This is a genomic window from Pseudomonas sp. GL-RE-26 (assembly GCF_019956275.1).
In the GTDB taxonomy this organism is placed as follows: domain Bacteria; phylum Pseudomonadota; class Gammaproteobacteria; order Pseudomonadales; family Pseudomonadaceae; genus Aquipseudomonas; species Aquipseudomonas grandcourensis.
Genome location: NZ_JAHBDI010000059.1, coordinates 1 through 12,565 on the forward strand (window position 1 = coordinate 1; position 12,565 = coordinate 12,565).

At 60.5% G+C, this 12,565-nt stretch carries 11 protein-coding genes; 1 reads left to right on the plus strand and 10 read right to left on the minus strand.

Features of this window, described 5'->3' with window-relative positions:
* Positions 1 to 183: 183 nt before the first annotated feature.
* Positions 184 to 843: a hypothetical protein gene (locus tag KGB07_RS25395; protein WP_223466875.1), complete on the plus strand. Its 660-nt coding sequence runs from the start codon at positions 184 to 186 to the stop codon at positions 841 to 843.
* A gap of 298 nt (positions 844 to 1,141) precedes the next feature.
* Here the strand turns inward: KGB07_RS25395 and KGB07_RS25400 are convergent, their stop codons facing one another.
* The 10 genes from KGB07_RS25400 to KGB07_RS25445 form a co-directional block, all read right to left on the minus strand.
* Complete coding sequence (locus tag KGB07_RS25400) at positions 1,142 to 1,492, minus strand: copper-binding protein (RefSeq protein ID WP_046040442.1); 351 nt, start codon at positions 1,490 to 1,492, stop codon at positions 1,142 to 1,144.
* A complete protein-coding gene (locus KGB07_RS25405) occupies positions 1,489 to 4,647 on the minus strand; it encodes an efflux RND transporter permease subunit (protein WP_046040444.1) in 3,159 nt (1,052 codons plus the stop codon). Before KGB07_RS25405 ends, KGB07_RS25400 begins: the two co-directional genes overlap by 4 nt.
* On the minus strand, positions 4,644 to 6,128 hold the full coding sequence (locus KGB07_RS25410; protein ID WP_223466877.1) for an efflux RND transporter periplasmic adaptor subunit: 1,485 nt from the start codon (positions 6,126 to 6,128) through the stop codon (positions 4,644 to 4,646). The genes KGB07_RS25405 and KGB07_RS25410 overlap by 4 nt, the downstream gene beginning before the upstream one ends.
* On the minus strand, positions 6,125 to 7,381 hold the full coding sequence (locus tag KGB07_RS25415) for a TolC family protein (protein ID WP_223466879.1): 1,257 nt from the start codon (positions 7,379 to 7,381) through the stop codon (positions 6,125 to 6,127). Before KGB07_RS25415 ends, KGB07_RS25410 begins: the two co-directional genes overlap by 4 nt.
* Positions 7,382 to 7,481: 100 nt before the next feature.
* The gene (locus KGB07_RS25420; protein ID WP_223466881.1) at positions 7,482 to 7,823 is read right to left on the minus strand and encodes a hypothetical protein; all 342 of its coding nucleotides are present in this window, start codon (positions 7,821 to 7,823) and stop codon (positions 7,482 to 7,484) included.
* A 308-nt stretch (positions 7,824 to 8,131) separates the two neighbouring features.
* Complete coding sequence (locus KGB07_RS25425) at positions 8,132 to 9,040, minus strand: MurR/RpiR family transcriptional regulator (protein WP_223466883.1); 909 nt, start codon at positions 9,038 to 9,040, stop codon at positions 8,132 to 8,134.
* 122 nt (positions 9,041 to 9,162) lie between these two features.
* Positions 9,163 to 9,927 (minus strand): ABC transporter ATP-binding protein, encoded by a 765-nt coding sequence (locus tag KGB07_RS25430; protein ID WP_223466885.1) that lies wholly within the window; start codon positions 9,925 to 9,927, stop codon positions 9,163 to 9,165.
* An 18-nt stretch (positions 9,928 to 9,945) separates the two neighbouring features.
* A complete protein-coding gene (locus KGB07_RS25435) occupies positions 9,946 to 11,058 on the minus strand; it encodes a succinylglutamate desuccinylase/aspartoacylase family protein (RefSeq protein ID WP_223466887.1) in 1,113 nt (370 codons plus the stop codon).
* 9 nt (positions 11,059 to 11,067) lie between these two features.
* Positions 11,068 to 11,766, minus strand: a complete 699-nt coding sequence (locus tag KGB07_RS25440) for an ABC transporter permease (RefSeq protein ID WP_223466889.1) — start codon at positions 11,764 to 11,766, stop codon at positions 11,068 to 11,070.
* A gap of 13 nt (positions 11,767 to 11,779) precedes the next feature.
* Positions 11,780 to 12,469 carry an ABC transporter permease gene (locus KGB07_RS25445; RefSeq protein WP_223466891.1) on the minus strand — a complete coding sequence of 230 codons (690 nt, stop codon included), beginning with the start codon at positions 12,467 to 12,469 and terminating at the stop codon, positions 11,780 to 11,782.
* Positions 12,470 to 12,565 lie beyond the last annotated feature (96 nt).

Genomic DNA, 12,565 nt, shown 5'->3' on the forward strand with positions numbered 1-12,565 from the left:
AGATGTGTATAAGAGCCAGCCGGAGGCGGTGGTCACGGTGGTGACGGCGGAGGCGGTCATGGTGCAGCAGGCCATGGTGGTGACGGTCATGCAGGCCCTGGGCGTGGCGATGCTGACCATGGTGGTATGGCCGGGAACAGAGGCCCGGGCAATGCGCATGACAACGACGATGACCATGGTGGAATGGTCGGGAACAGAGGCCCAGGCAATGCGCGTAACGACGCGCGTGACAACGACGATGACAACGACGCGGATAACGCCGCAGATGCAGCCAGGGAAGCCGCAGAAGACGCGGGTGACGCTGCCAGGGAAGCCGCAGAAGACGCCAGGGACGCTGCCAGGGAAGCCGCGGAAGACAGAGGCGCTGCGAGAAATGACGCTGATGTAGCCAGAGACGCGGCCAAGGCTGATGCAGATGCAGCCCGGGACGCCGCCAGAGCTAAGGCGGATGCAGCCCGGGACGCCGCCAGAGCTGAGGCGGATGCAGCCCGGGATGCCGCAAGAGCTGCTGGCGTACCGCGCGCAGATGCAGATGCAGCCAGAGACGCCGCCAGAGCTAAGGCGGATGCAGCCCGGGACGCCGCCAAGGCCGACGCAGATGCTGCCAGGGACGCAGCCAAAGCCAAGGCGAACGTAGCCAGAGAGGCTGACAAAGCCAAGGCGAACGCAGCGAGAGAGGCTGACAAAGCCAAGGCGAACGCAGCGAGAGAGGCTGACAAGGCCAAGGCGAACGCAGTCAAAGAGGCTGACAAAGCCAAGGCGAGGGAGGCCAAAGAGGATGTAGCGGACGCCCCGGATGCCCAGGACGCGCCGGATATCGACGCGGTTGAGGTAGAGAACTAGGCCTGTACGTTCGGTAACGAACACCACGGGCATACCCGTCGATGACGTCCCGGGAGTTTGAAGGATGTATCGGCAATGAGTCGCAAGCCCTGAAGAATCGCGGGGCTTGCGACTTTTTTTTCGAAATCTGTCGCAGGTCCGAAACACTGACGAGGATGACGGTGGAGGAGACGGAACTGGACGGGTAAGCAATTGCCAGTCGTTCACAAAACCCCAAACCCTCCTTTTTCCTGATCCAGCGGATGTAATGGGTTAGTCCGGCACGACAAAATGTGCCGGACACTTCCACCACCGGAATTTACTTGTTAATGGACACAATCGAGGCGCTGTTACCCTCCAGCCGGAAGGAAAACGATACCCGGTCTCCAGGCACCAACCCCGACAACTGATCTTGCGTCACGGAAAAGGCCATCGTCATCGGCGGCCATTGCAGGGCGGGAACGGCGCCGTGGGCGATCGTCACCGTATGCTTCGTAGTATCGATAGCCTTGATCGTACCTTCGGCATTGGAGACCGGAGCCTGTTTTGTTTCCTGCTTCATCTGCATGCCTTCCATGCCATCCATTTTCATGCCCGGCATGTCCTGCGCGTGGGCAGACAGTGATAGCGCGAATACGGTGCTTGCGACTGCAATCAGGGTGAGTTTCATACGACTTTTCCTTGAGGTGTGGTGGGTACAAGCAGAAGGTGCCGGCGGCGCATCAGGCGATACGCTGCCGGAATGACAAACAGGGACAGTAAGGGGGCCGTGACCATGCCGCCGACCATGGGCGCGGCGATACGGCTCATGACTTCGCTGCCGGTGCCGCTGCCCAACAGGATGGGTAGCAGACCGGCAATGATCACCGCCACAGTCATGGCCTTGGGGCGCACGCGCTGCACAGCGCCTTCACGAATCGCCGCAACCAGCCCGCGTTCAGTGCTGTCACCGAGGTCTTCACGTTCGGCCCAGGCGTTTTTCAGGTAGAGCAACATAATCACGCCGAACTCGGCGGAAACACCGGCCAAGGCGATGAAGCCGACCCCGGTGGCGACCGACAGGTTGAAGCCCAACAGATAGAGAAACCATGCCCCCCCAGTCAGTGCGAATGGCAGGGTGGCCATGATCAGCAGGGCCTCATCGAATCGGGCAAAAGTCAGGTAGAGCAACACGAAGATGATCAGCAGAGTGGCAGGCACCACCAGTTTGAGCCGCGCGTTGGCCCTTTCGAGAAACTCGAACTGTCCTGAGTAACTGAGGCTCATGCCTGGCTGCAACCGGACCTGTTCATTGACGACCCGACGAAGATCGGCAACCACAGAAGCAATGTCCCTGCCGCGCACATCGATGTACACCCAGCCTGAAGGCCGTGCGTTCTCGCTCTTGAGCATCGGCGGGCCGTCACTGACCTTGACCTTCGCCACAGTGCCAAGGGTGATCTGGCTCCCCAGCGGGGTGTAGATCGGCAGTTGCTCCAGGGCGCCGAGCGAGTCGCGCCACTCCCGTGGGTAACGTACGTTGATCGGGAAACGTGCGAGACCTTCAATGGTCTCGCCGACGTTTTCACCACCAATGGCACCGGCCACGATGGACTGCACATCGGCGATGTTCAGCCCATAGCGGGCGGCGGCTTTGCGGTCGATATCGACATCGATATAGCGGCCGCCAGTCAGCCGCTCGGCCAGGGCCGAACTGACACCGGGTACATCCTTGGCCACTCGCTCGACCGCCTGGGTGACCGCATCGATTTCCGTCAGGTTGGTGCCGGCAACCTTTACACCGATCGGGCTCTTTATACCCGTCGCCAGCATGTCGATACGGTTGCGAATCGGCGGTATCCAGATGTTGGTCAAGCCGGGCACGCGCACCACGCGATCCAGTTCTTCCACCAGTTTTTCCTGGGTCATACCGGCGCGCCATTGCTCATGTGGCTTGAACTGGATGGTGGTTTCGAACATTTCCAGCGGTGCCGGGTCGGTGGCGGTTTCGGCACGACCGGCTTTACCGAAGACGTGTTCGACCTCTGGCACGGTCTTGATCAAACGGTCAGTCTGTTGCAGCAGTTGCGCCGCTTTCTGCGCCGACAATCCCGGCAGGGCAGAAGGCATATAGAGCAGGTCGCCCTCGTCCAGCGGGGGTAGAAACTCGCCACCCAAGCGCGACATTGGCCATAGCGCGCTGACAAAAACCAATAGCGCGACCAGCAGCGTGATCTTCGGTCGACGCAAAACCGCGTCCAGGGCCGGCTGATAGATTCGAATCAACCACCGGTTCAACGGGTTCTGTTGTTCACTGGGAATTCGTCCTCGAATCCAGTAGCCCATCAGCACCGGCACCAAGGTCACTGACAATCCCGCCGCTGCGGCCATGGCGTAGGTCTTGGTGAAAGCCAATGGGCCAAACAGCCGTCCTTCCTGAGCTTCCAGGGTGAACACCGGAATGAACGACAGGGTGATGATCAACAGGCAGAAGAACAGCGCCGGGCCTACCTCTGCCGCTGCTTCGGTCATGACATGCCAATGACGCTCACCCTTGAGTTCCTCCCCTGGATTGGCCACGTGCCAGGCCTCAATCTTTTTGTGGGCGTTCTCGATCATCACCACGGCGGCATCGACCATGGCGCCGATGGCGATGGCAATCCCGCCCAAGGACATGATGTTGGCGTTGATCCCTTGGTAGCGCATGACGATGAAGGCAATCAGCACCCCCACCGGCAGCGAAATGATCGCCACCAGCGATGAGCGCAAGTGCCAGAGAAAGATCCCGCAGACCAACGCGACGACGATGAACTCTTCGATCAGTTTGTGGCTGAGGTTTTCCACCGCGCGGTCGATCAGCTTGCTACGGTCGTAGGTGGTGACGATTTCCACCCCGGCCGGCAGACTGCTTTTCAGTTCGTCGAGCTTGGTCTTGACCGCTGCGATGGTCTCGCGAGCATTCTTACCACTGCGCAAAATCACCACACCACCGACCGTCTCGCCTTCGCCGTCGAGTTCGGTGATGCCACGGCGCATTTCCGGGCCCAACTGAATCGTGGCGACATCGCCAAGGGTCACCGGCACACCACCCGCACCCAGTTTTAGTGGAATCGCCCGAAAGTCATTGAGCGTCTTCAAGTAACCGGAAGCCCGCACGATGAACTCGGTCTCTGCCATCTCCAGCACGGCTCCACCGGTTTCCTGATTGGCCTTGCCGATAGCCTCGGTCACCGCGGCCTGAGTAAGGCCGAGACTGGCCAGTTTCAGCGGATCCAGCTGCACCTGGTACTGCTTGACCATCCCGCCGACCGTCGCCACCTCTGCGACGTTGGGCAGCGTCTTGAGTTCGAACTTGAGGAACCAGTCCTGAAGTGCGCGAAGTTGCGCCAGGTCGTGTCCACCACTGCGATCCACCAGTGCGTACTGGTAGATCCAGCCCACTCCCGTCGCATCCGGGCCCAACGCTGGCTTGGCGCTGGCCGGCAACCGACTTTGTATTTGACTCAGGTATTCCAACACCCGCGAGCGGGCCCAGTACAAGTCAGTGCCATCTTCAAACAGCACGTAGACAAAGCTGTCACCGAAGAAGGAGTAACCACGCACGGTCTTGGCGCCCGGCACCGAGAGCATGGTGGTGGCCAACGGATAGGTCACCTGATTCTCGACAATCTGTGGCGCTTGTCCTGCATACGGGGTGCGGATGATCACCTGGACATCGGAAAGGTCTGGCAGCGCATCAATAGGGGTGCTCTGCACCGACCAGATACCCCAAGCCGTAACGAACAACGTCGCCAGTAGCACCAGGAACCGGTTGGCCACGGACCAACGAATGAGGGCTGCAATCATGGCTGGCCCCCCGATTTGACCAGGTGCTCGACCCGCAAGCCATCGTCGGTCTGGCTCACTGCGACCCGAACCTTGTCACCCGCCTTGAGGCCCTGCATCAGCGCCGGACTGGCGAGAGGGAACGTCATCGTCATGCCAGGCATGCCCAGCGTCTTGAAAGGGCCGTGGGCGAGCGTGACTTCTTTTTCATTGATCTCAACGATCTGCCCCTCCGCCTCATGCAAACCGGCGGCTGCTCCACTGGGTGGCGACTCTTCCTCCGTGCGAGCAACAATGCCCTTGAGACTGGCCTCGGAATCGAGGAGGAACTGGCCAGACGTAACCACCTTCTGGCCTTCTTCCAGACCTTTCAAAATCGCCGTCTTGCCATCGCTTTCCTGCCCGGGTTGCACCTCCACCGGGCGGTAGCGACCGGCGTCTTCGGCGAGCATCACCAGGGCACGTCGGCCAGTGCGAATCACCGCTTCGCTCGGCACCCACAACACACTTTGCTCAGTTGCACGATTCAGGCGAACCTGCGCCGTCAAACCTGGTCTCAGGCGTCCGTCCGGATTGGGTAGCTCGACACGTACGCGAAGGGTGCGGCTGTCCGGATTGGTCTCGGGTAAAATCGCGCTGACCTTGCCACTGAGCGTTGCCCCTGGAAAGGCTGGCAAGCGCGCTTCGACTGCCTGCCCCATGGTGATGGCTCCGGCATCCGATTCCGGAACGGCCACGGCCAGCCAGACACTGCTCAAGCCATTGACGCGTGCCATAGTCTCGCCAGCCGCCACGGTCATACCCGCACGTACGTTCAACTCTTGCAGCACGCCGCTGATGGGGCTGGTGAGGGTCAGGTTCGGTTGGACTTTGCCACTGCGCTCTACCTGGGTGATCAGCGCAACCGGCATCCCTGTGAGCCTCAGTCGTTGACGTGCCGCAGCCAACAGATCGGCATCACCGTTGCGCTTGAGGGCAAGGAACTCTGTCTGGGCGGCCGCCCACTCCGGCACCAGAATATCCGCCAGTGCCGCATTGGCTTTGAGCAGGTCATCGGGTGCATGGGCATAGACCCGCTCCACAAAGCCCGCTGTGCGTGCCTGGATCACCGCGACATCCCGTTCGTTGAACGCCAGAACTCCTGTCACGTCGAGGCTGGAATCAAAGGCTCCGCGACTGACGGTCGCAAAACGCAGGCCGAGATTCTGGGTCAGGCTCGAGTCGATACTGACGGTCGCACGATCCCCGACGCCGCTGGCGTACTGGGGGACCAGTTGCATGTCCATGAAAGGCGACTTGCCCGGCTTATCGAACTTTTGCTGCGGGTACATGGGGTCATACCAATACATTGCCTTGCGTTCGTCCGGTGAATTGAGGCTCTGCTCCGGGGCGGTACTTGGTATTTCGCTCATGCGCTGGTGAGCGAACCAGTAGCCACCGGCAACACCCAATGCCAGCGAGATGCCAACCAGCAATGCCCGGTTCCATTTTTCAAGGATCATTTGTCGGACTCCCCATAAGCAAAATACAGACGCGCACTGGTCAGGGCTCGTTGCTCCTCCACATCGATCTGTTTGAGTCGGGCTTCGATGAGTTCTCGTCGGGCGGCAACAACGGCGTTTAGATCGCCCTTGCCGGCACGGTAGCTGGCCATGCTGAGATCGACCTTTTCCCTGGCCAGCGGCAGCAGGCTTTCCTGGTTGCGGCTTACCGCACGATTCAGGCGCTCATAGTCAGCCAGTTCGTTTTCCAGTTGCTGAGTGTGCTCGCGTGACAGGGCTTCGCGCTCAGCCTCAAGCTGGTTGAGTTCAGCCTGTTTGGCTGCGATTTTGGGGTTTTGCCGGGAGTCAGGAAACAGCGGCAAGTCCCAGGACAATTGCACGCTGACCATGTCGCCGAACTGGCGATCGCGATGTTGATAGTCAAGCTCCCAGCTCCAGTCTGACTTTTTCTCCGACTCGGCTTCACGAACTTTGGCTTGCGCTTCGCGGGTCATCGGCGCAAACGCTGCCAACTCGGGGTGGTGTTGCAGTTTATGGGCGTAGCTTGAGGAGTCGACAGGCCACTGCGGCAAGCTGCCCACAGGCTTGTCGTTGGCGGCTGAGCCAATCCAGCGTTTGAGGGCCGCTCGGGCCTGCGCTCTCTGGAGAACCAGATCGTCCTGTTGCTCCGCCAGTCGAGCCGCTTCTTGCTTGGGCGTCACCGCATCGGCGGGTTGAGCGCGGCCACCGGCAATCTGGGCCCGGACGGTATCGGTCAGCAGACGGTTTTCTTTGTAGAAGTCCTGGAACAACGCATCTTTGCGCTCGACCGAGTAGCTGTTGATCCAGGCCAATGCCGTGGATTGGCGTACGTTCAGTCGTGCAACCCGACGCTCGGCGGCAGCGCGATCAACGGCGGCGTTGGCGACTTCGATGCGAGCTTTGCGTTTGTCACCGTTGGGCATCTCTTGCCTGACCCCGACCATTTGCATGGTCATGAAGTCGTCGTTGATGCTCCAGCGATCCGGGCCACCGATGGGGTAGTTCTGCACACCTGCCAGTAACTTGGGGTCGGGTAATTCACCCGCTGGAATAGCCGCACTGCTGGCAGCCTGAATCTTTGCATCTTGAGCAGCCAGCGACGGCGCATTGTTTTCGGCCAGCCGCAGCGCTTCATCGAGTGTCAATGCGGCAGCGAAGCTCGGCAATGCCAGTACGCTTGCCGCCAGACCGGCCACGAGGGACCAACCTGTGCAATAGCACTTGGAGTTCATGTTTACGATTCCTGTGATCATCCACTGCACGCGTCAAAAAGACATGCGCGCAGCCAGTCCATCCCGCTAATGCGGAATGAGGCTCAATGTTGGACAGGAATCAAACGCGAGGCGGTCGCCATACCCCGGACGGGGTTTGTACGGGCAGGGAATCACTGAAGAAGGAAACCACTACGGGGCTGAACACGGTGACAGGAGGCTTGAGGATCGAGACTTGCAGCATGCCGCCAGTCTTGCATTCCTGGCCCGGCTTGCAGGGCTTGCCATGCTCTGTCGGGCTTTTCATGTCGTTGCAGCAGTCCATTCCCATGTCATCCATCATCGCCATGCCCATCGTCTTCATCGGGCACGGTTCTGTGGGCGCCTGTACACCCGCCATCCCGCTGAGGGGAAGCACCAGGCTAATCACGAAAATGAGGCAAAACCGCAGGTAGCGTTTCATGGGCTGGAGTGTAGTGGCTGAAATGGGCTCTTACAATTGGATGGATGTTCTCACAGCCTGCCGAAGGCGTTGATTCAGGCGATATCACCGTATCTGTATTAAGCCAGCATTATCGCTGACAGAGGGTTTACGCAGCAGGTGCAACGACCCACAAGCGACATGCGTTGAAATTTCCTGCCGCAATCGCGCCCATCCATGGTGGTTTGTGCGAAAGACCGCACGGTTACCTGAGGTTTTTGCACGAGTCCTCACGCTGGAGGTCGCACCAGACCGCAATCAGCAAGAAGCGGGCGTTGGATGTCCAACGCTCACTTTTTCGCTGGTTTACCGCTGGCAGGGATGTGCAGGTACGACATCACGCTTTCAGTCAGTTCGGTTGCCAGTTTGACCGCTTCTTTATTGCGCGCCATCACGCCGGCGACCAGGCCTTCGATCAAGGCCAGTACGGCGATGTTGGAACTGGTCAGCACCGGGTGATCGCAAGGCGCAAACAGCGTGTGCTGGGCAATGCCGGTGAGCGGCGAGGCAGGTGAGTCGGTAATTGCCAGCACCGATGCGCCGCGTTCATTGGCGAAGCGTGCCAGTTGCAGGGTGTCGAGGGAGTAGCGCGGCAGGGCGATCGCCAGCAGCACGTCCTGGTCGGTGATTGCGGCCAGGCGGTAAGCGGCGTTTTCGTTACCACCCTCCATGCTGATGGCCGTGGCGTCCGCACAGAAGGGCATCAGGGTCGAGGCGGCGAGGCCGGCGAAGTAGACACTGTTGCCAAAGCCCAGGATGTAGATTTTGCGCGCTTTGGTCAGGCGAGTGACGAATGCTTCAAAGGTGTCGGCGTGGTTGTTGCTCGCCGCAGTCGCCAGGTTGCTGCTGGCGCTCTGGAGTTGTTCATGCAGGCCAAACGCGCCACCGGGGCGATGGGCAAGTTCGTTGCGCAGCTTGTCGACCGGCGACACCATCTGCTGCAACGTAGCGACCAGCTCGGCCTTCATGCCGCTGTAGCCACCGAGGTCCAGTGCTTTGGCCAAGCGGTTGACGGCGGCGGGTGAGGTCAACGTTTCGTGAGCCATTTCCTCGATGGTCAGCGTCGCGGCCTTGAGCGGGTGACGCAGGATAAAGTCCGCGACCTTGCGCAGTGACGGCGGCAGATCGGAAACGATTTCCGTGAGTTTGCGCATGACTGGCGCGGCATAGACAGTGGTGTCTTTCGATGGGGTGGGCATATCCAGCTCAACATTTCCTGAAGGTGAGAGAAGGGCTGTGCCTGATGCCCTGACAAGGTTGGCTGGAGTGTATCCGAAGCCAACCTTGTGGGGCAGCGCCATGCAGTGGCTGGGTGGCGGTTCTACTTCAGGCTCCCGGCCAGAAACTGCTGGAGGCGTTCGGACTGGGGGTTGAGCAGCACTTCACGCGGGTCTCCGCGCTCTTCGACAACGCCCTTGTGCAGGAACACCAGTTGGTTCGACACCTCGCGGGCAAAGCCCATTTCGTGAGTCACCACCACCATGGTGCGGCCTTCCTGCGCCAGATCCTGCATGACTTTAAGCACTTCGCCGACCAGTTCGGGGTCGAGGGCCGACGTCGGCTCATCGAACAGCATCACTTGCGGTTCCATCGCCAGTGCGCGGGCAATGGCCACGCGCTGCTGCTCGCCACCGGACATATGCGCCGGCCAGGCGTTCATGCGGTGCGCCACACCGACTTTGTTCAGGTAGTGCTCGGCCTTTTCCCGTGCCTCTTTCTTGCCCAGGCCCAGCACATGCACCGGCGCTTCCATGACGTTTTCCAGGGCGCTCATGTGTGACCACAGGTTGAAGTGTTGAAACACCATCGTTAGTTGCGAACGCATGCGTTGCAATTGTTTGGGTTCGGCCGCCTTCATCACGCCGAGCTTATTGGTCACCAGCTTGAGCGGTTCGCCATTGAGCACGATATTGCCCGCATTGGGTTGCTCCAGCAGGTTGATGCAGCGCAGGAACGTGCTTTTGCCAGAGCCGCTGGAACCGATGATGCTGATCACGTCACCCGCCTGTGCCTGCAGGGAAACGCCCTTGAGCACCTGGTGCGCGCCGTAGCTTTTATGCAGGTCTCGAACTTCAAGTTTGTACATGGTTTGAACTCTCTGGAATCAGTCGCTGAGCAAGCGACCCTGGCGAATGGGGGTGACGCCTGCCACTTTGGCCAGCCACAATCCAGGCTGGGCAAAGCGCAGCCGTTCGCGGGCATAGAGAATGCCGTCGGTGCTGGCGCGCACCACGCTATGGCGGTCGGTCAGCGGGTCGATGACCTCGAATAGCGGATCGCCGACCTTGACGTGCGCGCCCAGCGGTTGCAGAAAACTCACCACACCCGGATGGGGCGCACAGGCGTACTGCGCGCCGGCGAATGGCATGGCCTGGCAATGGCTCGGCGGTGCCGCTGGCCAGTCACCGCTGATCAGACCTTGATCGGCGAGATACCCGAGAATGGCCTGTGTACTGTCGCCGCATTGCTCGCGCTCGGTGTCTGCCATGCCACGCAGTTCGATGGTGGTGGCCGCGCACGCCAGGGGAATATTGGCTTCGGGAAACAGCTCGGCCAGGCGTAGCCATGCAATGGCGCAGGCTTCGTCGAAGGCACTGCCGCCCGCATCTTCGGCCAATAACGTGACCCCGGCGTCGAGGCGGGCGGCCAGTGACTGCAAGCGTGGCCAGATTTGCGGCATCGCATACATCAGCATGATCGATTCGAAATCGCAGTGCAGGTCCAGCACCACATCGGCGTCACAGGCATGCTGCAACAACAGGCGGCGCAGGCCGTCGAGTTCCGAGGTCGGTGCCGGCATGGCGGCGAGGGCATCGACCATGGCGCGGCGGATGAGTGCGATGTTGGCGTCGGCATCGTCGCCCAATCGGCCTTCCAGCAGCGGTGCAACGGCATCGACCAACACAGGGAAGTCGCGATTGAAGTTCTTGCCGCTGGAGAACTCGAAGCGTCCCTGGTGGGTGGCCTGGAACATCTGGGCGATACCGATCGGATTGGCCATGGGCACCAACTCGACCACACCGGTCAGGCGGCCTTGGGTTTCCAGTTCCAGAAGACGGCGCTTGAGCTCGACGGCAACGCGCATCCCCGGCAACTCGTCGGCATGCAATGACGCCTGAATGTAGGCCTTGCGTGGTCCGCTGCCAAAACGAAACAGCGACAGCGTTCGTTCGGTGCCCGAGGCACTCCACGGCAACAGGTATTGAATGTGCTCCATAGCAGCTCCTTAGTGCTTGCGCGGTGCCTGATACGCCAGCCAGCGGCGCTCGGCCAGCTTGAACAGGCGCACCAGGACGAAGGTCAGGGCGAGGTAGATGAGGCCGGCGGTGATAAACGCCTCGAACGGTAGATAGAACCTTGAGCTGACCGTACGCGCGGCCCCGGTGATGTCGACGAGGGTGACGATGGAGGCCAGGCTGGTGGTTTGCAGCATCATCAGCACCTCGTTGCTGTATTGCGGCAATGCCCGGCGCAAGGCCGACGGCATGAGAATGCGGCGATACAGGGTCAGGCGTGACATGCCCATGGCCCTGGCGGCTTCGATCTCGCCATGGTTGGTGGATTTCAGACTGCCGGCCAGCAGCTCTGCGCTATAGGCACTGGTGTTGATCGCGAAGGCCAGGCAGGCGCAAAAGGTGGCGCTGGAGAGGTAAGGCCAGAGCACGCTTTGGCGCACCGCTTCGAACTGCGCCAGGCCGTAATAGATCAGGAACAATTGCACCAGCATCGGCGTGCCGCGAATCACGTAGGTGTAGAGCCAGGCCGGGAAGTTGATCAGTGGCGATCGCGACACCCGCATCAGCGCCAGTGGAATCGCCAGTACCAGACCCAGGGCCAGGGAAATCAGCAGGACTTTGAGGGTCAACAAGGCGCCATTGAAGTACAGCGGCAGGTTTTCCCAGATCAGGTTGTAATCGAGAATCATGGGTGGCTCCCCCTCACAATTCGGCGGCTTTGATGCCGACCGAGTAGTGTTTTTCCAGATAGCGCAGCACCAGCAAGGACAGGCTGGTGAGCATCAGGTACAGCGCTGCCACCGCGAGGAAAAACGTGAATGGCTCGTGTGTGGCATCCGCTGCGTTCTTGGCCTTGAACATCATGTCCTGCAAGCCGATCACCGAGATCAGCGCGGTGGATTTGGTCAGTACCAACCAATTGTTGGTGAAGCCGGGAATGGCGAAACGAATCATCTGCGGTACCAGGATTCGCCAGAACACCTGCGCACCGCCCATGCCATAGGCCACGCCGGCCTCGGCCTGACCCTTGGGGATCGCCATGAAGGCGCCGCGAAAGGTTTCCGAGAGGTAGGCGCCAAAAATGAAGCCCATGGTGCAGACGCCGGCGATAAAGGGGTTGATGTCGATGTAGCGGGTGTAACCGAGCGCCAGGGCAATGCGGTTCACCAGATCCTGGCCGCCGTAGAAGATCAGCAGGATCAGCACCAGGTCTGGAATACCGCGAATCAGGGTGGTGTAGCTTTCCCCGAGCATGGCCAGCCATTTGAGCGGTGACAGGCGAAAGGCCGCGCCGATCAGGCCCAGGGCAATCGCCAGGGACATGGACGTCAAGGCCAGGTTTATGGTCAGCCAGGCGCCATCGAGAATGCTCGATCCGTAGCCGTGAAGCATGATGAAGTTCCTCAAGCGAGCGCCGCGAGGCGCGCAAGACAAGCCCCGGCAGACGCCTGCGGAGGGCCGGCGCCGGGGCTGGGGTCAGTGGGGCTG

Bases quoted from the DNA above. Each gene is read 5' to 3' on its own strand.
- KGB07_RS25395 (WP_223466875.1), top strand. From the start codon at position 184: ATGGTCGGGAACAGAGGCCCAGGCAATGCGCGTAACGACGCGCGTGAC.
- KGB07_RS25400 (WP_046040442.1), bottom strand. From the start codon at position 1,492: ATGAAACTCACCCTGATTGCAGTCGCAAGCACCGTATTCGCGCTATCA.
- KGB07_RS25405 (WP_046040444.1), bottom strand. From the start codon at position 4,647: ATGATTGCAGCCCTCATTCGTTGGTCCGTGGCCAACCGGTTCCTGGTG.
- KGB07_RS25410 (WP_223466877.1), bottom strand. From the start codon at position 6,128: ATGATCCTTGAAAAATGGAACCGGGCATTGCTGGTTGGCATCTCGCTG.
- KGB07_RS25415 (WP_223466879.1), bottom strand. From the start codon at position 7,381: ATGAACTCCAAGTGCTATTGCACAGGTTGGTCCCTCGTGGCCGGTCTG.
- KGB07_RS25420 (WP_223466881.1), bottom strand. From the start codon at position 7,823: ATGAAACGCTACCTGCGGTTTTGCCTCATTTTCGTGATTAGCCTGGTG.
- KGB07_RS25425 (WP_223466883.1), bottom strand. From the start codon at position 9,040: ATGCCCACCCCATCGAAAGACACCACTGTCTATGCCGCGCCAGTCATG.
- KGB07_RS25430 (WP_223466885.1), bottom strand. From the start codon at position 9,927: ATGTACAAACTTGAAGTTCGAGACCTGCATAAAAGCTACGGCGCGCAC.
- KGB07_RS25435 (WP_223466887.1), bottom strand. From the start codon at position 11,058: ATGGAGCACATTCAATACCTGTTGCCGTGGAGTGCCTCGGGCACCGAA.
- KGB07_RS25440 (WP_223466889.1), bottom strand. From the start codon at position 11,766: ATGATTCTCGATTACAACCTGATCTGGGAAAACCTGCCGCTGTACTTC.
- KGB07_RS25445 (WP_223466891.1), bottom strand. From the start codon at position 12,469: ATGCTTCACGGCTACGGATCGAGCATTCTCGATGGCGCCTGGCTGACC.